This is a genomic window from Nocardia spumae (assembly GCF_020733635.1).
Taxonomy (GTDB): domain Bacteria; phylum Actinomycetota; class Actinomycetes; order Mycobacteriales; family Mycobacteriaceae; genus Nocardia; species Nocardia spumae.
Window position 1 is genome coordinate 5,221,823 of the sequence record NZ_JAJFZL010000001.1, and the last position, 25,193, is coordinate 5,247,015.

1 protein-coding gene is annotated in these 25,193 nt (G+C 69.9%); it reads right to left on the reverse strand.

What is annotated here, in order from left to right; all coding sequences use genetic code 11:
- Positions 1-6: 6 nt before the first annotated feature.
- Entirely contained in the window at positions 7-25,191 is a 25,185-nt protein-coding gene (locus LKD76_RS23475) for an alpha/beta hydrolase (RefSeq protein ID WP_227983570.1), read from the reverse strand.
- Between the last annotated feature and the right edge of the window lie 2 nt (positions 25,192-25,193).

Below are 25,193 nucleotides of genomic sequence, written 5' to 3' on the forward strand. Positions count from 1 at the left end.
CCGCGATCATTGCCGGGGGCCGCCGCCGGCGGCGTCGGCGGGCGCCACCGACGACCACGGCGTGGCTGTCCGCCGCGACCCCGCCTCCGGCCGGCTCCCGATGCGGCCCTCGGGATTCGAGGTGCCTTCGCCGGTCTCGGTGTCACTGTGCCCCGGCCGCGGATCGGTGCCGGTACGCTCCGCGCTCCAGGGCGTTCGGCCGCGGCGAGAGTGTCGTTGATCCTCCTCACCCGGGACGATCGCGGTCGCCCCGGGCGAAGCCGCGCGGGTCGAGGCCGATCCGGCGCGCTCCTCCACCGTGAACCAGACCGAACGGCCCGCTGCCAGTTCGGAGACACCGACGGTGTGCGGAATGCCGGCAAGCGCGCGCGGGAGTGCCGACGCGGTGGACGGACCCGTCGAATCCGGTTGCGCGACATCGATTTCGATCGTCCGGGCGAGAAGGGTCCGGTTGCCGGGCTCCCCGAAGGTCCGCAGTTCGATGCGGAAGTGACCGAGACCGGGCGCGCGGGTGGCCAGTTCCGAGAGGGCGCCGGCGACGGCATCGATTCCGTCGGCGTGCCATCCGAACGCCCGCAGGCGCTCGGCCGTCCAGGTACCCACCTGTTCAGCGGACATCGGGCGACCGCCGGAGTGCGGCTCACGCACCGTCAGCTCGGCCGGACCGGCGGCGCCCCCGATGAACCGGACACCCGAGGGCGCCAGCCACTGCCGCACCATCGCGTCCAGTTCGCACAGCGCCTCGGCGACCCGCACCGGATCCTGTCCCAGGTCCACCCGGGTGACGCGCGCTGTCGTCTCCCCTTCGACGCGACGCCACTCCAGATCGACCTCGCCGGATTCGAAAAGGACCGGATTCAGCGACAAGGTGGTGACCAAGCGATCGGGTTCGGATTCGAGTCTTTCGATCGCCACCCAGAAGTCGTCGGCACCGAATCCGGGGAGCAGTTCCCGGGCGGCCTCGGCGCCTCGATCGATCAGCTCACCGACGGTCGGGCCGGTCGTCGGTGAGCGCCACAGCGTCCCTCGGATCTCGTCCCGGAAGCGGTCGCCGGACAGATCGACACCGCGCGTCCGGAAGTCGTATCTGAGCTGTGTCGCGGCCTGCATCATCTTCCGCGTATCGAACGTGCGCCGGCCTCCCGCGTGTTCGTCCGCGGAATGGCCGAAGGCATTGGCGAAGGGTTCGATGTCCTCCGGTTGCCCGGCGACGAACGAGCAGACCCCATAACCCGGTACGCCCAGTTCGGACCGGGGGAATCTGTCGTACAGATCCAGATGATTGCGACCGGCGCGATAGGCGTCACCGATCTCCGGTCCCATCACCAGGCTGATGACATCCCGGACACCGACCTGCTCCAGAAACGGTGAGGTGTACGGCTTGCCGTCGGGGCCGACGAATCTGCCGTCCACCACCTTCAGCAGGAGCGAACTCTCCGATCCCCGGGGGATGTGTACCGTGTCACGAGCATCCGTGTCCAACGGCACCATGTCGTAGGAATCCCGAGTCGGTACCAACCGTTCGGCCCGCCGCAGCTCGCTGTCGATCGACGCATCCCGGACCAGGTATTCGGGAGGCATCTCGAAGTCGTTCACCAACTCCGTCGAATACGGCCAGTGATCCCCGAGAACCCGGCCGTTGTCCGCGATTTCGCGAAGACGTGCCAGCGCTGCGTCGATCGCGGACCGCTCGATGCCGAGTGTCGTCAGCACGTCGTCGAGCCACTCCGGCCGCAATCCCTCGACGACAGCCAGGGCCACGGGGTGAAGCCGAGGGTCGGCCCGCTCGACGGCATGCCCGAGAAACTCCGGAACGTTCTGCGGATAGAGCGTGAAGCTCCCGTCGGGAAGAAGGCGTTCCGCCATCGAGAAGGAATGGGGGCCGTCGGGCAGGCAATTGCCGTCCTTGACCATCAGAACAGCGTTTCCGGCGCCCGCGGTGACATAGTGTCCATCCTCCGGATCGCACTCCCCCAGGATGTACCCGCGAACGATGGCGAGATCGCGCCGGACCTGGTCCAATTCGGCGAACGGCGGCGGTGTTTCGAGGTCCGGTGCGCCCATGATCAGTGCGCCCGGCCCCCGGCTGCCCGACCACAGCGTCGCGATCGGAACCTGGCCCGCTCCGAGCTCCGGGTCGAACGCGGACGCGAGCTCCGCCATCTTCTCGTCGAGGCGCGCCGTGGCGACGATCCGGACCGCCAAACCCGAAGGCGGAACGAGAAATATCTGCTCGTAGCCGTCTTCGATCATGCGGTGGTACTCCCCGGAGCCGGGGCGATACACACCGATCCCCGCCGCGCCGAAGTTCACCACGAAGCTCTCGTTCGCCCCGGCGTGGATACGTTCTTCGACACCCGGCCCTCGACTCCGCAGAGACCGCTCGGCCGCGCTCATCTCCCATCGGGACGGTTGACCGGCATCATCCGGAGCCGGCGGCCTGCTGCCGATCAGTCCGGTCGGCGGCGCGATATCCGGTGGCCGCGACGTGGTGAGGTAATGATGGATGACCCACTGTGGCGTCCCGGCGACGATGCCGTTGATCTCCGCGTCGATGAATCCGACCGCCACCGTTTCGGCCGGGTTGAGCGTGTCCTTCGCCATGCTGGTGAAGGCCGCCTCCGGAAGGCGCCGAAGCCATTCGTCGTACGGTTCGTCGAGCAGGCCGTGCCGGCGCAGCGCTTCCCACGCGTCGTGCAGCACGGTGTCGATGGCCTCACTGAGTCTGTTCCCACTGGCGTGGTCGATCGCGTGCCCGAATTCGTGGACGACATCGTCGTGGTAGGGGCGTCCGCTGGACGGATGAAACCCGGTCGTGCCGTCTTCGCGGTCGGCCTCGAGGGCCGCGGCGCGATCGGCGGCCCGTCGCAGGTTGAACGTCATCCAGGTGGTCCTATAGTCGCCGTCGAACACGGTCTCGGCGTTGACGTCCGGATGATCCTGGAAGTCGATCCGCAGCCCGCGAATATTGGTCATGAGCCTGCGGAACCCGGGCGTGTAGCGGTATTTCGTGAGCAGTTCGTCCAGTGTCTCGAGGATTTCCCGCGCGGCGTCGACCGGCAGCAGGGGATGGTCGAAACCGGCGATCGCGAAGTACGGATGGGCGAGGGTGAACTCCTCCACCAGCCGGGCTTTGGCCTGCGCGTCCACACTCAGCCCACTGACGTGCGCGGTCTCGTCGGGAGTGTGGACGGCGTGCTGCTCCGCCCGGGCCAGCGCCGCCAGCACCCGGCCGTGCTCGGCGTGCAACGTCTTTCGATGCGCCTTCGGAAGGTCGGCCAGCCGGTGCTCCACCAGTTCCCCGACGTAGGACACCTGCTCCCGGAGGGCGGTGATGTCCTGCCGTGGCAGGGGGTGGTCTCGCCACACCGTGCTTCCGTCGACCCGCCGCACGAACTTCGCGGCGAAGGGGCTCGGCCCGGTGTCCTCGCCGGCCCGGGCGCCCCGGCCGGCCCACACTGCGCCGTCCGGGTCGATGTTCCACTGCCCGGTGCCGCGGCGCGTGCCGGTCGCGGCATCGAACAGCCCGAGCAGATCGGCCGCGGCGGAGTCGAGATGGCGCCGATCCACGGGGCCGAATACGGCGGCCAGTTCCCATTGCTGCGGGTTGAGGTCCTCGTCGACCAGTCCGAGGTCATAGGCTCGGGCAGTGGACTGCGGCAGGACCGTGTTCGCCGGTTTGCCGGGTACCAGTTCGCGATACAGGACCGTGTAATCGCCGGGCTGCGGACAGGTGTCGGCCACCGGGGCGCCCATGGCCGCACCGATCATCGAGTTCAGCCATTCCCCCATGGCGCTGTCGATGTCGTCGTAGCTCTCCCTGACGGCCTGGTAGCCGTTGTCGAAGGTCACCAGTTCCAGCCGGACTCCGGCCGGCCCCGGCAGCGGATCGACGCGCCTCACCCCGGCGACGAGACCGATGCCGATGAGCGCCGCGAACCTCTCCCCCGGAGGCGCCTGTGAGTCGGCGGACGCGTCGTACGGGTCCGCGGGCCCGGCCATCCGGCGGGCGGCCCCGCCACCGGTATCGTCCCCGACACGAGGGGCCCGAGAGGTCGGCGCCGGATCCGAGGGCCTGCCGCCGATGGATCCGGTGGGCTCGGTGAGCCGGGCGCCGATCCGGATGCCCGGCTCCATCCGCGGCGGTCGCAGATTCGTGACGTATTCGTGGATCACCCATTGCGGGGTCCCGACGACGAGACCGCTGATCTCCGCGTCGCAGAACCCGACGGCCAGGGCTTCCGCGGGCTGGAGTACGTCCTTCGCCGAAGTGGTGAACGCGTGCCAGGACAGGTGGCGAAGCCACTCCTCGTAGTTCTCCACGAGGCCGAGCCGCGTCAGCTTCGCGTGGGCCTCGCGTAACACGGCGGGAAGATTCCAGCTCAGTTCCCGTTTGGTGGCGTGGTCGATCGCGTGCACGAACTCGTGTAACGCGTCGTCCTCGTGCGGCCGCCCGGAGCTCGGATGCGATCCGCGCGCGGCACGCCGGCCGCTATCGGCGACAGCCATGTCCCGGTCGGCCGCGAAGCGCAGGTTGAACGTCAAGTCCGTACCGACGATGGCATCCGCGGCTTCGTCGTACCTGGGGCTCGCCACAGCACGCGCCCACAACAGGAAATCGATCCGCAGCCCGCGGATGTTGGTCATGAGTTTCCGGAAACCGGGGGTGTATCGGTACTTGTCGAGCAGACCGTCGAGCCTTCCGAGGATTTCCTCGACCGCCGCTTTCGCGGTGCAGGGACTTTCGAACCCGGCGACCTCGATATAGGGGTGTCTGAGCTTGAATTCCTCGACCAGCCGGGTCTTGGCCTGTGTCTCCTCGTCGAGCCCGGCCACGCGCAGCGGATGCTCGGCGTGCTGGGCCATCTCACGCAGCGCGCGCATCGCCGTACTCCGTGCGTCGAACATCGTCAGCACGGCCCAATCGGGAAACGCTATCTGCGACAGGAGGTCCCCCAGGTAATCGACCTGAGCACCGATGTCCGCGATGTCTCGCCGGCGGACGTGATGATCGCGCCAGACCCGACGACCGCCGACGGTGCGGACGAAAACGTCGGAGAAGGGACTTTCCTTGCCGATGACGGCTTCGTAGATGCCCAGCATGTCGGCCGCACGGGGATCGCCGCTACCCCATCTGTCGGGTTCGTAATCCCGGTACAGGACATGGTATTCGGGCGCGTCCAGCCGCACCTCACCAATCGGTGCGCCGATGGTCCGGCCGATCAGCGTGTTGGTCCATTCCGTGATGGCCCGTTCGGCGTGGTCGTAGGTCTCCCGGATGACGCGCACCCCGTCCCGGTAGGTGATCAGCTCGCGCCAGACCCCGGGGTGTCCCGTCATCGGCTGAATCCGCACCACATCCGGTGTCGCACCGTACCCGCCGGTCGGGCTGGAACCGATACGCCCCTCGGGCCGGGTGGGGTCGAACGGCGCGATGCGGAGTGCGGTGCCCTCGTCGTGCGGCCTGCTGCCGATGGAATCGGGCCGACCGGCCGGGGGCAGTGTCCGCGCGTACTTGTCGGGCATACCCACGGTGGGGATGACGCCCTCCCGGACCCGCACACGCAGCCGGCCGTCTTCGCCTTCGACGACCAGCATCCCACCGCGTCCCACGCCCTTACGGCTCGCCGCGACCTGCACCGCCTCGGTCAACAGCGAATCCGCGTGCCGCACATCGAAGTTCGATACCAGTTCGGCGAGCTGGGCAGGCAGTTCGCCCGCCAGTCGCCGGAAGGTCTTGCGCCCACCCCACAACCGCACCGACCACGACGGATCCGCACCGTCTCCCCGGTCGGCCCACTCCCACTCGCCGAACACCTCACCACCCCAGGAGTCCGCCAGCACACCCCTCGGATGCGGAACCGCGACCCCCGCGACCGTCCCGCGGATCGCGTATCCGGTGGCCGTCCGGGTCGTCCTCGACGACAATCCGACTCCGTCTCCACCGGCGGCGCGAAGACCGTGGTTCGCCGCCAGCGTGACCGCCTCCGCCAGCTGCGACGGAGGTACCGCCGGTAGATCCTCGGCGCCGCGCAGCATTGCGGCCACCGCCGCCCGAATGTCCGCCGCGGACATATCCGGTGACAATGTGGCCGCGCGTTCCGAAGGACGGTGTCCGATGGAACCCACGGGGCCGTCGGTCCCGGGGATCTCCTCGGAACCGCCGGAGTCGTGGTAGTCGACGATCACCGCCAGTTCCGCCGCGGCGGACTGCATCCGGTACTCCTGCCGGGCCACCCGGGCTGTGTAGTGGTCCCGCCGTGTCGCCAGTTCGTCGGTGAGAGCGTTGCCCGCGTCGGCCCGGTCGTACTCGGCGGCGGCCTCGGCGCGCAGGCTCCGTTCCTCCCGCAGGGTGGCCACCGCCGCCTCGAACTCCTCCAGCGCCTCGCGGATCGCGCGACGGCGGTCCGGATCGCCTGTCTCACCGAGCATTTCGAGCACCCGCTCGGCGGCGTTGCGGGTGCCCCGCACGAGTCGGGACAATCCGGGTTCGGCCGGCGGCACGGCGTCGCGGGCCAAGCGGACGGAGGGATGTTCGAGTGCGGAGTCACGGGGGGTATCCGTGCCCGGCACGTAGGCGGTGAGGTCGTGGTGATCGGCCCGCCAATCGCGCAGTGCCGTCTCGGCCGAATCCGGCACGGCGTCATCGAGATAGCGGCGGGCCAGCCAGTCCAGCACGCGCGCCGGGTGGGTCGCGTGCAGCGCCGGGTCGGCGGAGGCGGCGCGGCCACCCTCGGCGAAGTTTTCCACCGCGCGCATCGAAACCCCGTCCACCGGTCGGGCGGTGCGCCCGTAACCGGGCAGCTGGTCGAACCAGCGCTGGAAGGTGAATTCCCCGGGCAGCAGCCCCCGAGCGACGAGATCGGCGTGGACCAGCCGGAGTAACGGCTCCGACCGCGCGGACAGGCGGAATCCGGTGGCCGCGTCCAGCATGTGCCGGAACTCGTGATCGAGGGTGCCGCCCAGCAGATCGTCCGACCGGCCCCAGAAGCCGTTGGCTTCGTGCTCTTCGAACTGGGCGCGCAGTACCGGCATCTCGTGGAGGATGAGCATCTGCAGCAGATACCGCGTGTCCAGGACGATCGTCGTGTGGTGGTTCAGCCCGGCCGGGTCGACCGAACCTTCGCTGAAGGTCACGCCGTTCGATGTGTTGTGCTCGATTCTGATCTCGCGTAGTCGCCGCCGACCGAACTCGCCGATCAGAACACGCGCGCGGTCGGCGAGAACCGCCACGGCCTCGGGCGGGATCTCGGGATCCTCCCAGCCACCGAATCGCAGGTGCAGGTCTTCGTACAACGCGCGCACGATCCGCGCCTTGGCTTCCCGCGGCGTAGCGGGTGGCGGCAGTTCCCGCGGTGGCGAATCGGTCGGCGGCTCGGTGAAATCCGCCCACACCTCGCCCCACGGCTCGACCCCGGACCGGGTCGCCGCGGACAGGACAGTGCGAGTCCCGGGACCGACCTCCCGGTCGTTGTGCAGCGGGGAGGGCCAGGGCGTGGTGTCCAGATAGGGCGCGTACACCGGCCGGGTCTGATCACATTCGACCGAAACGTGGAGCGAGCGAGCACCATCGGGTGCGGTCGACAGTCGTACGGTGAGCCGCGCCGCATGGTCGGGGCTGATCTCGAGCTGATCAGGGATGCCCAGCTCGCGCCGCAAGGTCCGGAACGACCGATCCAGGAAGTCCAGCGCCTCGTGGCCCGCTCGCCGCACCAGGTCGGAGACCGCGGCCGCGTGCGCCGGTTCCCGCCAGCCGTGCGCGCGCAACAGGTCGGCGAGTGCGCTCGCGGCCGCCTCCACCTGCTCCTCGTCTCCGGGGACGAACTCCAAGGCCAGATCCGGATCGGTCGCACCGGGTTGTTGCGGCACGTGTTCGATCGCCGTGGCCACTTCCCGCGCCGACGGCCTGGCGCCCACCAGGCCCGACGGCCCGGCGGTCGGGGCGCCGCCGGTTGCCGCCGGCCGATCGGCCGCGGGCCCGCGGATTCCGGGGACCACGGTGCGCAGCAACGCGTCGCGTTCAGCCACCGCGTCGAATCGCGCTCGAGCTCGGGCCCGTTCGGGTGCGGGCAGCGTCCGTTCGGCCGGAGGTAGTCCCTCTCGACTGCGGGAAGGCCGGATGCCCGCAGCCGTTCGCCACGGTATTCCGGCTTGCGCCAGCGCGTTTCGCAGCGCGCGGCCCGGAGCGCGACGCAGGAACACCAGGTGGTCGACGTCGGTCAGGGTCAGCTCACCGTGGACCTGCGCCTGGACCAGATTCTGGTCCGGCGTGAACGACTCCGGCCGCGGGTCGCTCAGCCGGCTGGGGAATACCGGCGCCTGCCGCACGTCCCCGACGCATGCGGTGGTCCGGGCGGCCACGTGCGCGCCCAGCACGACCTGGATGTCGGCGGGTCCGAACGACGTGTCCGATCGCGACACGGAATGGGCTGCGCCGGTTCGTATCTCGCAATAGGTGGGACGGCGCTCCGGCCCGAGGCTCGTCGGGTGGCCGAACAGCGCGTACTCCAGCTGGGCCAGCTCGGCAAGCGAGAGGCGCGGACCTCCCGGACGCTGAGTGTGCTCGAATCCGTTCGGGAACCGGCCGTCGGCCAGCACGTGCCACAGCGTGTCCGCCGTGACGTGGGCGACGATCTCACCGTCGAAGGCCCGGCGCAGGTCCTCGATCAGCGCCCGGTCCAGCTCCGCCCGCAGCGGGCCGCCGCGTCGCATCGTGACTTCCGACAGCACGCGGCCGTTGTCCATCCACCGCTGGATATAGGTTCGGCCTTCCGGCGTCGGAATACTCTGCAGGATTCTGTTCCACCAGGCCTCGGCCAGGGCGCTATCGCCCCCGTCCCGGGCCAAGCGGTAATTGCGGTACAGCCCGAGCGCGTCACTGTGTGGAGTGTCGGGGAAATCGGGAACGACCGCCGGGTGATCGGCCAGCCAGTCCGCCAGCACGTGCTCCGGCGGCGTGCCGTCGAGGTAGCGGCGGGCCAACCAGTCCAGTACATGGGCAGGATGTGTCGGCCCCAGCGACGAATCCGCCGTGGCCGCGCGGCTGCCTTCGGCAAACCCTTCGAGCGCGTACCAGCTGTATCCGCCGTCCGGGCCCTCCGTGAAGCCGTAGCTCGGAATCTGATTGCGCCACTGCTGGAACGTCAGCGCGGGCGGGAGCAGACCGCGCCGCAGATAGTGCGAGTGGACGAATGCCAGTAGCGGCTCCGAGATACGCGACAACCGGTATCCGGTGAAAGAGTCCACCACGTGCCGCCACTCGTGATCGAATACCCCGCCCAGCGCATCGGCCATCGGCGCCATGTGGTGCGCGGCGATGTCGAGCGCCGTGGCTTGCCGATGCCGAGCCGGGTCGATGACACGCGCCCTGTTGATCGTGAGGGTGACGTAATGGTTCATGCCGAACGGATCACCGGAACCGCGTGACCGGATATGCCCGGCAGCGCGACCGAGTGTCGCGCCGGTGTCCTCGTCGGTGTCCGCGATGCGGATCTCGCGCAGGTGCAGCCTGCCGAACTCGGCGAACCGGGCGCGGGCGTGCCGGATGACGGATTCCAGCGCCTCCGGTGGTACGTCGTCGTCCTCCCAGCCGGTGAACCGCACGTGATGGTCGTCGTACAGCGCGCGCACCATGCGCGCCTTCGCCTCGTAGGCGGTGGCGGGCGGGGGCGGCAGGGTCGCGGGTGCTCCGGTGGGCGGTTCGTCGAAGTCGGCCCACACCTCGCCCCACTGCTCGATCCCGGCGCGTGTCGCCGCCGGCAACAGCTCGCGCACCGCCGGTCCCACGGTGCGGGCGCTGTGCAGCCGCGCCGGCCATTCCGTTCCGTGCGGCTCGTAGGGCCGGTACGGCGGCCGGTACTGGGAGCATTCGACGGATACCCGCAGCGACCGCGCGCCGTCGGCGGCCGTCGACAGGCGGGCCGTGAGCCGCATCCCGAGACCGCGCAGAGCCTGTTCACGCCGGTCCTCGGGAACGGAGGCCAACTGCCGCAACAGATCCGCTCGATAGGCGGCCAGGTAGTTGCGCCCTTCCGCTACCGCGCGGCGCACCAGTTCGGGTGCCGTGGCCGCCTGCGCCGGATCGCGCCAGCCCTGTGCGCGCAGCAGATCGGCGAGCGCGGCCACCGCCGCCTCCGCGCCGTCGCGATCCTCCGGGGCGAAGTCCAGCACCAGGTCGGGATCACCGGCGCCGGCTCGTTCCGGCAAGCCGGCGATCGCCGTCACGGCATCCGAGGGCCGGGCGCCGATGGAGCCGGTCGGGTCCTCGGGTCCGATCTCCGGTCCGCCCGCCCGCCCCACGGTGTTCATCGCGGCATCCAGCCAGTTGTCCAGATCCGCGTCGAATCTGTCGATTCCGGCGGTCTCGTCACCGGCCTGCTCGGCCGCGTGCCGGCCGCGGATCAGGCGCTCGAGAGCGGCTCCGTGCGCACTCAGGCTGTAATACCAATCGCTCCAGAAGGTTTCGGCGTCGAATGCCTCGACCAATTGCCGCAGCCCGAGGTAGCGCTCGGCCTCGTGCGCCACGTGCGGCGAACCGCCGGCGCGCCGCCATTCGTCCACGCGCCCGCGCACCTGCGCGGGGGTCGACTCCGCCCATCCGTCACCGGGCAGTGCGGCCTCGCAGCGGCGGACCGCCGAGAGGATCGTCATCAGATCGGGCTCGAGTTCTCCCCGGCCCATCCGCCGGTCCAGCGGATACTTCCGCAGGTGCTCCGACATCAGGCGGACGAGCATCCGCCGGCCCAGTGTCATCCGATGTCCGGCCTCGTCGAGCGCGGCCAGCACCGTATCGATTCGACCGAGTCGACCACGTGCCCGGGATGTTTCGCCGATGAGCCGAATGGCGGTGTCGATCCGATCGGAGCGTTCGCCGGACTCCGGCGGGTCGGTCTCCTCCGACAGCAGGTCGGCCAGCCACATCCGGTAATAGACGCCGGCGTCGACGTCGTCGTGCGCCGCGATGTCGTAGTCGAATTCGCCGGTCGCACCGTCCAGCAGGGCAGTGATCATGCGATTCCGCCGATTCGCGACATCGTCACGCACGGCGGCCAGGCGCTCGGGGAACAGCGCCGAATCGGGGGCCTGGGACAGCCGCCACGAGGTCCCGCTCGCCGCGGCGGGTACACCGGTGAGCGTCCGATTCAGATGGTCGAGTGTCACGGCCAGGTCGGTAGTCAGCAGGTGGGTCGTGTCGTAGCGCTCGACCGCCGCGTTCGCCTCCACCGCCAACCGACGCAGTTCCTCGATATCGGCCGGCACCGGCATCTCGTTCTCGGGGTCCTGGACCGCCTCGACGAGGTATCGCAACCGAGCGCTCAGCAATGCCATGCCGTGCCGCGAATCCAGCGACGACAGGCGGTAGCGCCGGGCCGCCGCGAGGAGCCGCTGATTCGACGGCTCGAACGACGCCCGCGCGTCCTCCGCGACGGTTGTCCCCAGGGCGAACAGATCGAGCGCCTGTTCCTCCAGGAGTTGCCGCGCCGCGGCCCGCCGGTTCGCCGTCTCGAGTGCCGCGCTCGGTACCCGGACGAATTCCCCGAGCGGCCGGAAGTCGGCGGCCGCCCGGATCAGGCCCTGTACCCGGCCGATCAGTCCCGGCAACTCCGCCGCGCGACGCGCCAGTTCCGCTTCCACCGCCTCGACCGTGCGCGCCCACGCGTCCAGACGCTGGATGTCGTCGACAAGCCTCGCGATAGGTAGCTTTTCGTCGAATTCGCGCCCGAGAGCGCTTATTTCCTCTGTAGCACAGCCTTTTTCGTGCCAGTCGGCGAGCACATGGCGGATCCATTCGTCATCCACCGCCGCGCCGCGGTCGATCTCGAGCATGCCGACCAGGTCGCGACGCACCTCCCGGTATCGCGCGAACCACGTCTCCCAGGTGGGCGAACCGGTCCGCAGCAGTTCCGCGGGATCGACACCGTACGGCGCGAGCAGGCCGGACAATTCGGCGAGCAGCCGCGCGCGGCGTTCGGCGGCGCCGTGAGCGATCGCCAGCCGGACACTCGGATCGGTTCCCGCCCGCCGTTGACTCCACGGCGCTCGCCGCTGATTCCGTCGATCGTCGTCGGGCCTGTTGCCGATGAGCCCGTCCGGCGGGGCGGCGTCGCCGAACTCCGCGGCGACCGGCTCGGTATCGCCGGCCCGCTCGGCGTAGCGCCCGCGTTCTGGATCGGCGGGTCGCGCGAGCGCTCTGTTACCGGCTCGGCGAGGCTCCACCCGAGCAAGGGTGTCGCCGCGTCCGGCGGTGATCTGCGCGGCGTTGGCCAGCGCTTCGTTGGGCTCCCCGGTCTCCTCGTCGCGGAGTAGATAGCCCTGATGCACGGCCTCGGCCCCGGCGAAATCCGGTGAGTCGGGATACTCGGCGCCGACTCGTTGTCCGCCGAATGCCTCGGTGGCGGGATCGATGCCGTGGCCGACGCGGTGATGGACCCGGCTTCCGGCACCGGGCCGGTCGGCTCCGAACATGGTGACCGGATCGCGCCACGACGCGAAAACATAGACGTTGTGCGCGCCGATGCCGAACGCCGCGGCGTCGCGGAGCGGACCCGCTCCCGGCGACCCCGCGAGGATGACCGAGCTGATCAGACCGCCGAGCCTGCCGTCGCGGCCCGCGTACGACACGGTGACCGAACCGTAGCTGTGGCCGTAGAGCCGGTTGACGAGCCGACCGGGGTCGCCGGTTCCGGCGCGACGCCGGGTGGCGTGCAGGGCCGCGATGTCACACAGCAACCGGTCGCCGCCGACCCGGGCGCGGCGCCGGAAGGCGGCTTTCACGAAACCGGTGTTCACGGGCCCGGTCGGCGCGTCGTATCCGATCCAGATGATCGAGGCCAGTTCGAGCGACGGATCGACCCGCCGCGTCTCCTCGTACAGATTGCGCAGTGGCTTGAACTGGTAGGCCAGCGATGCCGCCGTCGTATTCGTGCCGGGCACATGCCAATTCACCGTGTGTGCGGTGTCCACGTTGCCGAGCGCGGCGACGACCTTTCCCTTGCCGTCGAAGGCGGTCGAGTCGAAGGACAGCAGGTGCACCGGAGGGTTGCCCGATATCCCGGCGGCCTGCCGGTCCAGCTGTCGCAGGTGATTTCGGATGTGGACCAGGTTGCTGAGTTGCTTTCGCTCGGCGGTGGTGAGTCCGGTCCGGACCCAGTCGAGCATTCCCGCCCCGGTCGGCTTCCGGGCGATGAACTCGTCCAGGTCACGGCGGATCGCCAGCCGGTTGGCGTGGTCGCGGATGACGGCAGGCAGGCCGTCGGCGTTACCGATCCGGTGCGGATGGACCTGGATGAGGGCCCGCTGGGTGGCGCTCAGCCCGCCGGGTTCCGCGGGGTCGCTCAGCGAGTCCCACCATTCGGCGTTCTCCGTCGCACGGCGTCGTGCGGAGGTCGCCCGTAGTCGATTTCCCCAGCGCTGCAACGCATCCGCGTTGTCGAAGCCGCCCGTGCGGAGCGCCTCGCCGGCCACCCGCTGCTGTTCGTCGTCGAAACCGTGGTCCACGGGCAGCGAGCGCCCACCGGACGGCGTGGTCGCATCCGCGTGCGCCGGCTCCTGCCGGTCCAGCCACTCCATGACCGCGTCCAGGCATTCGTTGGCGGTATATGTCTGGGCGGCAAGCTGATTCGTGTGCCCCACCGCCGCGAGCAGGTCGTCGCGGTCGTCGGCGGCGGGCGTTGCCGCGCGGGCCGCCAGCTCGGCGGCGACGTGCCGGACGATATCGACGGCGCGCATGCTGCGCACGGAGTCCGGAGGCTCGAACGTGGCAGCCGACGGCGCCGGCCCGAACCGGTCGGCCAGAATCCGGCGTTCGGCGGCGCCGAGTTCGTCCAGTACCGCCTGCAGCTCGGCCGGACTCGCCTCGGCCAGCGCGGTGGCCAGCATCGCTTGCGCCCGGTTGTGTTCGGCCGCAAGCGTGCTCACCGATCGCGCGGCGGCGAGCAGCGTCATGTTGCGGATCACGAGTCCGCGCGTTCCGCCGCGGGCAGGGCCCGGCAGGCGCCGACGATCCGAACCTCGCACAGTGCGTTCCAGCTGCTCTGTACTGGCCTCCGCGATCAGTTGCCGTGGATCCGGCTGCCCGGCGCCTACCAGGGCGGCGTACATGGCGGCTCGGAAACGGTCGGATTCGGAGGTGGTGGCCGGGCCGCCGAGAGGGCTCGCCGTCACCAGTCTCGCTCGCTGATCGGCGAGCTTGCGGCGGACAGCGGCCAGTCTCGCCCGCACATCACGTTCGGAGATCCCGAGCGCGGTCGCGATGTCGTCGTGCGTCGCGCCATTCCGGGCCTGGGTGAATATCTCGGTCTCGGCGGATGTGAGCGACAGACCGTCCGGAATGCCCGCGGGGTACCCGGCGCGGCGAGCGCGGTCGGCCGTGCCGTCCGACGGCCTGCTGCCGATACGCCCCGACGGTCCGGTGTCGAGCGGGGCGAGCATTTCCAGGATCCGGTCGCGCATCGCTTCGGCGTTGCGCAGTTCGACTCGGCTGCGTTCGGACCACGCCCGCCGGCGCGGGGCGTCGCCGCGCTCGATGATCTCGAGTTCCCGGCGGATCTCGGCGACCCTGGCCTCGACCACGGCGAGGTCCTCTTCGAGTCGCCGGCGTTCTCGCGCAACGGCTTCGGCGTCACCACTGCGGGCAATGGTGTGACTGTCGAGGACGCGCCACGGTACGCCCGCGCGATCGAGTGCGGCGCGCAGCTCGGGATCGGGTGGTTCCGGAAGGTTGACGTGGTCGATGTCGGCGAGGGTGAGACCGCCGTGGATATGGCATTCGACGAACTGGTGCTGACGGAAACGCTGGCCGAGGTAATCCCGGTTCGTCCCGCCCAGAGCGCGATCTTCCTCGGAGGCTTTCTCGGACACCGGGCCGACGCCGAAGGATTCCGGCTGCGGGTCGAGCAGCGGTGAGGGGATGGTCCGTGCCTGCTTGCCGCCGAACACCGCGCCGGAGTAGACGAGCGAATCGCCGACGCAGACCGTGGCCCGTTGCCGGACATCGTCTTTCAGTACCACCTCGATCCGGCCGTACATCGCCAGTTTCTCGGTGTACAGCGTGCGCTTGATATCGGACGACCCCGCCGAGACGGTGGCATCCGACAGCCCGGCCTGGCGTTCACCGCCGATGAGCACATGGGCGTAGACCGGCCGCAGCCGCGGGTCCATGTTCTCGGCGTTGCCGAACCACCGGTCCTCCAGCCGTGCCACATCACCGCGGTGGCCACCGCCCAGCGTCCCCTCGAACTGTGTTTTGAACCGGCCGTCGGCGAGCAGGCCGAACAGGGCCTCCTGTCTCATCCGGACCGCCAGCGGCTTGCCCTCGACCAGGCCGACGAGTTCGCGCTGCAGCTGTGCGCGGAGTTCGGCGCTGGGCGTACCGAGGGCGTGCGCCAGCTTCTCGATCTCACCGACCACGGCTCGGTATTGCAGCAGCTGGCCTGCTACGGCCGACTCGCGAGCCTGCGGGTAGCGGGCGAAGAATTCCTCGTTGCGCCGCGCCACCTCGGCCGTGCGAGTCGGATCACCGAAAGTGGCCTGCCCGAATTCGAACAGCGCCGTGTACTCGTCGAACATCGTCGGATCCAGGGTGCGGAACGCCGCTTTCGGCCGGAAGCCCTCCGGCCGATCGGCCACGACCGCTGCCGAGCCGGAGACCGGCGGCACGACCGGTTCGGCCGCATCCGGCTCGAACAGGCCCAGTACGCGAGGCAAATTCCTGGTCAGTGCCGAATGCAGCTCGCCGCGGCCGGCCATCCCGGCCAGCTCCTCGCGGCTCACCCACCGGGCTTCCCCGGTTTCCTCGTCGTCCACCACCGGGTCGAGCAGCCGCGGCGCGTCTGCGACGAGGACGTGGTATTTCCACCCGCGCGGCCCGCTGATCACCTGTGTGCCCCGATGCCTCAGGCCGGCCAGGTACTCCGCGTCGGCGCCGAGTTCCTCGCTCAGCTCGCGGGCCGCACCCTGGGCCGGGGTTTCCCGGGCACACAGCGCTCCCCCGGGAAGCTGCCAATTCCCCTGGGAGAAACCTCTTTTCGACTTGCAGATCAGGAACATCTCGTCGCCGTCGGAGTTCACGTGCCGGACCAGCACGCCGGCCGCCCCGTAATGTCCCCAATAGCCGGGCTCGACCTCACGATCACCGGACATCCCGGGGTCGTCGAGGACCCGAAAGGGATGGTCGGACTGCTCGGACTGCCGATCGCGCGGTCCGTCCTCGTCCCGCGGTGCCGCGGGGTCGCCGCTCAGCGCCCGGGCGATCTCGGCGTTCAGTTCCGCGGGGGAGCCGGCTCGCAGATGGGAGAAGGCGTTCGCCAGCACGTCGTGTTCGGGGAAGACGCCGTTCGCCGAGGCGATGCGCCATCCGGCGCCCGGGGTGAGCTGCTCCGCGACCACCCGGAATCGGTTCGAACCGACGTCGACGAACATCTCCTCGACGGAGACGCCGGGCTCGGGGGCCGGCCAGTAGGTCCGCGTCATGTTGCGCGCGAACTCGAGCGGCCGGTAGTCGATCGGTTTCCGGCCGCTGGCCAGCTGATAGACGGTCCCGAGCGGACTGTGCGGATGCAGTGGTTCGGCCTCGCCGGCCCAGAACGCTTCCGGGCCGGCTTCGGACGGGCGCACATTCCGGCGCCCCCGGGCGTTGGAGATGTAGCTGTATCCCGTCAGTTTCTCCGGGCCCGTGTCGAGCCACACGACGAAAGGGAGCCGGCGGTCGGTGTGGTCGAGGTAGGTGCGGAGCAGGTCGGCCATGATCAGGTGGGTGTACGGCCGGACCTCCTGGAGGGCATGGCCGCCTTCGTGCTGGATCAGGCGGTAGAACGGTCTGACCTCGGAACCGCGGCGGTGCAGACCGGAGGAAACGAATCCTTCGCGCATATCGCGGTATCCGCGGGCGTCGACGACCCGGCGAAGGTTGACCTTGATGATGCTGCCCGGCTCGCCGTCCCGATAGGTCGTCGGATCGGTGTGCGCGCCGGCCTCCTCGTTCGGCAACTCGCTCGGATCGACCACCCGGACCTCGCGGATGTTGATGTGCGGGTACCGGGTGTAGAGGTCGTCGATGGCGCGCGCGATCTCCCGCAGCGCTTCGGGATCGGCACCCGGGTGGTCGAATCCGACGACCCGCTCCAAACGCGGCCAGGTGGCGGACAATTCGGCGGCGACCAGGACCGGATCGACACCGTGCCAAGCCGGCAACGGAGATTCGCCGTCCGATGGACGACTGCCGATGAGACCGGACGGATTGGGTTGACTGTCCGGCGAGGCTGTGTCGGTGGCGGCATCCGGATAGAACTTCCCCATGAACCTGCCGACGACCTCGTCGGTGGCCTCCAACGCGTCGAGTGCGCGCTGTGCCTGCTCCCGAGTGATCTGAAACGCCTTGGTTCGAGGGTTCGTGGCACGTTCTCTCGGCGCCCACTGGGAGACGCTCAGGCCGACGCGGGCGGCCAGATCCTTTTGCGGCATCTTCCTGCGCTGGCGTGCGGCCACGATCCAGGCGTTGGGAGAGGTGAATCTGGGCTCCGCCGGATCGGGCAGCGCGTCGATCTCCGCGTTCGCCGCCTCCCGCAGCACCGCCTCGGCCACATCGTCGGCGACCTCCAAAGCCTCGAGGATCCGAACGATCATGTCGCGGGTGGGCGTGACACCGCGCTCGAACGAACCGATATAGGTGGCCGAACCGGGCACACCCATGCGGGCGGCCAGGTCTCCCCGCGACATGCCCAGGGATGTGCGAGCGGCTCGCAGCCATCGGCCGAACGGCTCGACCTCGGCCGGGTCCGGAACCGCCGCCGCCCCTCGGACCGGATCACCCGGCTCGGGAACGGAATCCGATGGACGGCTGCCGATGCTTCCGCCGGGCTGGGCCTGCTCCGATCCATCGAGATGCCGCTCGAATGCGCGGACCACCTCCGCGGTGTCCGGATGCCAGTCGACACCGTCCGATTCGGCCACCCATCGGTCCATCCGCCGATGCAGTTCGGCGAAGACGCGGGCGACCTGCTCGGGTTCGGCCCCGGGGTCGGGGTTGCGATACCGGACGATCGTGCGATCGCCCTCGCGACGCGCGACCACCTCGACATGTCCGGGTGCGCGGCGGATCGGGGCGAGGGTGAGCGGCACCCGAACCTCATCGGGGCGCACCGTGATCTCGTCGCGAACCGGCTTGACCCAGAATTGCCCGAGATAACCTGCGAATATCGCCTCGACACTGTCGCGGAAGCCGACCGCGTCCATGCCGAACACACTCGACACCGGCGGCGGATGGCCCTGCCACAGCAGGCCTTGGCTCTCGTTGTCGAAGGTGGTGTCGTCCAGGTGAAGTCCGCCGCGCGCCAGCACATCCCGCAATTGGGCGGTGCCCATCGGATCGGAGATCTCGTCCACCCGGTACGGATGTACCTGCCCGTCCGGACGCCCGGTGTCGTCGGTGGCCAGCGTGCCCCAACCGGCCAGCTCGTCCCCCATCGCCGACATCAGGTGGAGCAGGGCCTCGTGGTCGTTCCCGGCGAGCATTCGTCCCCACCGATCCATCACGAAGGAGATTCCGTGCGTTCCGGTTCGCAGCGGTTCCAACGCGGAGCCGCTCGGCGCGACGAAATTCCCGGCGTTCACACCGACGGCTCGCACACGGACCGTGGGGTATCGGCCACCGCCGTCGTCGAACAGATCGTCGTACGCGCTGCGGTGAGCGGTGTAGGACGGCCGCATCCGTCGCGGCGCCTCGGCACCGTGCCGGGCCAGGGCATCGAGATCGCCCACGATCCGCTCGATCATCCCCGGCAGGGCAGGATTGTCCGCGAGAGCCTGCCGAGTACCGGCCCGCATCGCGGAGGCGGTGGCAGCTCCGGCGTCCGCGATCGCCTGGTGAATGTCCGTGCGCAGCTGGAACAGCGACAGCCCCACCGTCGTGACCGGCGGGGCGGATCCGAGCCGGTCGACCGATGCCGCCACCGCGTGGTCCAGATCGCGGAGCAGATGTGTCGCCCGCTCGGCATCGCGAGTATGGGTCAGGAAATAGAGCGCCGCCCGGTAGGCATCCGGGATATACCGCCGCGCCGCCGCGCCGAAGGCCCGGTCCGAGGCAGTGCGGGCCGCGGCGAACTCGGCCGCGAGCGACGGCAGTGAGCGCAGCGATCGCATCAATTCCGGATCCCAGTCGCCGTCGCGGGCCGAGATCAGGTGGTCGTCGGCGAGTCTCGCCCACTCGGCCGCATCGATGATCCGTTCGGTGCCGATTTCCGTGGCGGCGACCACTCGCTCCGGGAATCGGGCCAATACGTCGAGATCGTCGCCCTCGGGCGCGGGCCGCATCCCGGCGCCGCGCAGCGCTCCGATGATCTCGAATACGCCGGCGGCGGCCTCCGCGGTGGCGATCGGCGACTCGGACCCGATGCCGGCGATCCGGCGCCATTGTTCGGCGGCCAGTGCGGTCTGTTCCCGTGCCGTCGCGACAGCCACCGCGATCGCCGGTGGCCGTCCGGCGCGCACGGCCGCGAGATGAGCCGAGATGTCGGCTTGTCCGTCGGCGAGACGAGTGCGCAGATCCTGATCCGACAGCCGAGTTGCCCAGCGGGCGAGCTCTTCTCGGGTGGCGTGCACGGGATCCGGACCGGCAGGCGCGGCTCGCCGGGTGCGTGTCCAGACCTCTTTCCACGTCGCCGCGGTCGCTCCCGTCCGATACAGGTCGGCGAGACGGTCGGGAAGGAGGGCCTTATCCGCTTTGGCGCGTCGCCGGATGTTGACGATGAGCCTGCGAGCATTGACCGCCGCGGCCGATTCCCCCTGTCCTCGCCGCTGGTACTCCAGAAAGCACTCGATGACGAAGGCACGCGCGTCGCGCAGCACGGCGGGATCACCGTCGACGGGCTCCACATAGCCGAGGGCTTCGCGCAACTCCTTTCGCATCGGCGAGCCTGGGCCCGACATGTTTGGGCTGTCGCGGCCGGAAGCGCGGGGATCCGGGGCGCCCGGCGGGCGGCTGCCGGTGTTGACGGGTTCGGCTGCCGGTCTCGACGCCCGCTCGGGGGTCCGATGCTCGTCGCCCCGCCAGTCCGAGAACACCTCATCGACATCGCGCTCGAGCTCCTCGTCCACCGGGACCGGCTGGTCCATGATCTCGGCGGGAGGTACGTCGCGGCGAGCCGGGGCGGTGACGAGGTCCCCGGACCTGTCGAAATCGATGGTCCAGAAAGCACGCTCGGCCTCGGGCAGTTGGTCGATGAACGGCTGCTGTTCGCGTTGCCACGCGTCGAACGCGACGGCCTTGTTCAACAGTGCCCGGCGGTCCGTCAGATCTTTCGGGCCGAAGTCGTTGTCGCGCCTGCCGTCCCGGGAGGCGGACAGATCGACCACGACCAGGTTCGGCGGATCACCGGGTTCGCTGTCGTTGACCAACAGCACCAGGTGATTGTCGGCGTCGCCGCTGCCCTGTGCTTCGGTGTTCTTCCATTTGTAGACCAGGACCTGTACCCCGCCCGGCTGTCGTTTCAGCGATTCGACGGCCTGATCCAGCGACCTCGATGCTCTGGGTGAGCCGTGCCGGAAGGATGATTTGACGGTGTCCCAGTTGTGGCCCCGCAGCGGTATTCCACCGGAGGGCATGGTGAACCGATCCGCGTTCTCCGGGCACAGCACGCGCATGGCCGTCACGCCGTTGTTGACGCAGCTGTTCGGACTGCGCCGATGTATCTCGGACACCAGATCGAGCAGGGCGGCGGTGGCCAGGTACAGCGATGCCGCGGCGACGACGTTCTCGGCCACGGCATCTCGGGTCGCGGCGTCGTCGGCCGATTCGGCGTCCGGCCGAGCCACCGGGGCGGCATCCGTGCCGAGCGGCCGGGCGTCGTCCTCGGTCAGCTCCCGAGTCATGGCTTCGCCCAGCACATCCCGGGCCGCGGCGGCGGTGACGTCGGCGACCGGAACACCCAGGGCGCGGGCCAGATCGTGCTGGGCCGCGGTCACCGCGGCGCCGACATGACGCAGCCCTTCCGCGCCTTCGATATCCGCGAGATCCCAGCCGATCGTCGCGGCCAGCCGGTCGCGCCGCGGGGTGAGGTCGTCGAGGGCCTGCTCGTCGGTGAGCAGCGCGTACTGCACGGCCATTCCGGGCGCGGTCGCGTCGAGGTGCTGACGCAACGTCTCCACGACCGAAGACGGAAGGCCGGCCCGCCGCAGCGCACCGGCCACGGGGTCGGCCTCGTTGTCGCCGCGCGGTTCGTCCGGGTCGAGCATGCCGTCCCGGTCGAGCGCTGTCACCAGGGCGGTCGCGGTCGGGGAGGGAATCCCCAGCAGGTCGGCGAGTCGCGTGGACCGGTCCGCCGGCTGGTCCGGCTGCCCGAGATCGCCTGGATGCCAGGGTGTCATCGCCGTGATGAGAGCGGACGGGTCGGTGACGGGTGCGTAGCGCAGGATGAATCCGGATGTCGCGTGGTGGTGGGCACGCTGCTGGAGTGCGGGCACCAGCGACCCGAGATTGTCGCCGGCCTCGACGAGTTTGTCGTGCGTGGCGGGAGTCGGATCGGCTCGATGCTCGGCGACCGCGTCCTCGTACTGGACCACCGCCTCGCGGACCCCGCGCAGATGCATGGCCTTGCGAATCAGTTCGTCCTGCGGCGACATCAACGCTTGTGCCGTACCGGGTTTGCCGTTGCGGGCGGTGCGGTTCTTGGCCTGTTCGTAGATGTAGGACTGTTCGGGGACCTCGGTCATCCAGACGTGCATGCCCCCCTTGGCCAGCACCGCATCCGAGACCCCGATATCCACACCGCGCTGGCCCTGCCGGTTGATGACCAGGATCTTGCCCTGTTCACCGGCGGCGTCGAAGACCTTCTGCAGCTGGGTTTCCCAGTTCGCCCCCCACTTGGCGATCCGATCGGCGTCGACCGCCTCGATCGCCTCCCGCGGCACTCCCGCCCGCAGCAGCGCCCGGACCTGCTTGTCCACCAGATCGTTACGGTGGCACAGGATTTCCTGGAAACGCCCCTGGCCGCCCTCCCGCATCTGGTGCGCGTATCCGGCCAGCGCGTTCAGCTTGGCCCTGGTGTTCTCGTGCACATCGGGCTGACCCTCAATCAGCCGCGACGCGTTGAACGGATCGATCGCCTGCGGCGTCTCCAGCCCGTACACCGTCTTCAGCACGTGGCCCAGGTCGGTCAGCGTGCCCGAGGCGCCGGTGATGTGATCGAAGAAACGGTCGCTGCCGTAGATTTCGGCCGCGGTGATGCTCCTGGCGGAGTCGGTGTCCGCGCGCACCACGATCCCGTGCTGCTCGCGGCTCATCCCGATGGCCTCGGCGGCCCGGATCTCCTTCGCTTCGACTGCTTGGGCCAGACTCGCTTTGCCCGGCTCGGCGCTCCAGCGGGATTCGCTCGAGGTCTTCGGATTGCGTTGCAGGCCGTGCTCGCCCTGATCGACGATGACGATCTTGCCCTGATCCATCACATAGTGGGTCTTGTTGCGGGTGCTGAACTCCGCCGCCGCGGCCATCTCGAGCCGCGAGGACCCCATCCGGTCCAGCCATTGCTGTCCGCCCGGCAGCGCCTCGACCTTCGCCCGGCCCGCCGGTGTCAGCGCCGCCTGACCGTCGTACCAGTACTCCGTCCCCACCTCGAAGGTTCCGTCGGGCAGTTGCACGTCGACTTCTTCGGCGAGCTGCTTCAGGCCGAAATCCTCATGCGACAGCCGGCCTTTCGCGAGGGCGTCGGCGAGGAAGTCGTGAGCGGCGAACACCTCACGCGCCGTCGACGCGGGCGCGGCGCCGGCCGCCATCTCGGAGCGGATGAACGTCTTCTCACCGCGGTCGACGATCGCGTCCATCTCGTCGATCACCGCTCGCCGGGGCGGCGTGTGACCGGCGTTGCACAGGTGCCCGACCGTCTCACCGGTGGCCACCACGATCGCCGGCCGCCCCCGCGTCACCGTCCCGAAGCCGGTTCGCTGATCGGCCCGCAACACGTCGATCCCGTAGCGGCTCAACACTCGCTTGTACTCGGTGAACTCCCGATATGCCAGGCCGTCGGCGGTCGTCACCAGCAGCACCGAACCGTGGCGGACCGCCTGCTGGAGCGAGTACGACATGAACATCAGCGTCTTGCCCTGGCCCGGCAGCATCTGCACCGGCCGCCGGGCCATCTCGAACCCGCCTTCCAACTGCGGCCCTCGCAGCACCATCCCGCCCGGCGCCGCCTCGGCCGTCTCCCTCCGGATGATTTCCATTCCGGCGATCAACGATTCGTTCGCGTCGGGATGGAACAGTCCGGCCTGCAACACCTCCTCCGGCAGATTCGACAATTTCAGCGCGTCGGGGACCTGCTTCCCCGACCGTTCGTGGAAATCGGCCAGCACCTCGTCGGCTCGATCGCGAGGGGCCGGCGTCGGCGTCTCGTCCTGGTTGCCGGGCGCCGGGGCCGGACTCCGGTCCGTCGATGCCTCCGGGCCGGAATCCGCGGTACGGTCCCCGGTCTCGGCGTCCGGCGTACCGTCCTCTCCCGTGGCGTCGCGGTCGGCACCGGTCCGAGGCTGCTCCGCCGCCGCACCGTCGTCCGCGACAGCGCCTTCCTGCTCGCCGCCCGGATGGGGCTCCCCCTGCGTGCCGCGCTCTGCCGTGGAGCCGTCCCCCTCGCCGCCGCGGGGCTGCCCCACCGCCGCGCCGTCGTTCGCCGCCGTACCCTCGGCCGCGCCGGGATGCGGCGCGGCCGAGACGAGTGTGCCGGATCGGTGATCGCCGGATGCCGGTGGAATCTTCGCCGGCGCAGCGGTTTCCGCGCCGGCTGTCACCCGGGGCGGGGTCTGGGGTGCGCCACGGCCGGGCTCGCCACCGCCCGGGGAACGCGGCCCGGCGGGGTCCACGGCGGTCTCGGTCCGCGCGGGCTTCTCCCCGCCGGCCGTCGGCGATAGCGTCTCGCCCGCGCGGACCGGGGTCGCCCCGTGCTGCCGCGGTGCGGCGGGCGCCCCCGAGCCCTCGGGGAGCACCGAACCCGGCCTCGCCCGGTCAGTCGCCATCGGCACGTTGCCGCCCGCCGCATCGGCCGGGGGCGCGTCGCTACCGGGAGTCGCCTTGTCGGGCGCGGTGTTCCATGCCTTACGCGCGGTCTCCCACGCTTGCCTCGATTCCGCGGAGATCTTCACCGGCGATCCGGCCGCGGGCAGATCGGGCCGGGTGAACATCCCGCTGCCGTCGACCGTCGGCTCCGCGCCGAATCGGGATCCGGAGTGGGCGCCGGGTTGCGCGTGCACGGTTCCGGCGAAGGCGCCGTTGAGCATGGGCGCCAGCACGTGATCGAAGTCGTCCGGCCAGCCGGTGATCATGGCCGCGGCGCTCAGACCGGCCGCACCGCCCGCGATCCCGTGCACCAGTCCGGCCAGCGTCCGGCTGGTCTGCATCCGGGGGATCACCGCCGGCGCGAATCGGGCAGCGAGTGTGCCGCCCACGGCGCCGCCGGCGCCCGCCACGCCCGCGACGAGGATCGACGTCAGATCGATGCCGGTCGGGTTCTCGCGATCGTCGCCGATCGGCGACAGATTCCGGTATCCCTGCGCGGCCTGCAGGAGTTGCACGCCCCCGTCCACGGCCACCGGCAACAGGGCCGCCCGGCCCACCGTCATCGCGAACCTGACCGAACCCAACGCCGACAGTTTGGCCATCGTGTTCGCCGCGAGCCGGCTGTAGGCCTCCTTCAATCCCGCTCGCATGAGCTGGACCTCGGCCCGCCCTTCGACCAAGGTCGCCTCGACGGCCGGGACGGCGGCCAGTTCGCCGGCGGGACCGGCGGCGGAGGCGGCGGTCAGCATTCTCATTATCCGCCAGCCCAATTCGACACCGAACGCGAACATCACGCACAGCGTCTTCTCCGCGTCGTTGGCCGCGCCGTCCACCTGATCGGCCAGGGTCACGGCCCGGTGGTGCAGGGTGCCCGCGCCGGCCTGGTGCGAACGCAACATCTCACGCAATCCGTCACCGAACGCGCCTATCGAATCCTGCTGTGCCAGCAGGTTTCCCGCGTCCCGCGCGTGCTCGTTCAACGCTCCGGCCCGCGCCCGCAGGTCGGTGGCGAGATCTCGCATCCGGGAGATATCGGCTCGGGGCAGATCGCCGCCGAACACCACCATTTCGATCGGACGCCGCACGATGACGGGGAGGCTCTCGAAGATCTCCCGCACCTGCACCACCGGATTCAGCGACGGCACTTCCTCCATCG

Coding starts and splice junctions, on each gene's coding strand:
- LKD76_RS23475 (WP_227983570.1), bottom strand. CDS start 25,191: ATGGAGGAAGTGCCGTCGCTGAATCCGGTGGTGCAGGTGCGGGAGATC.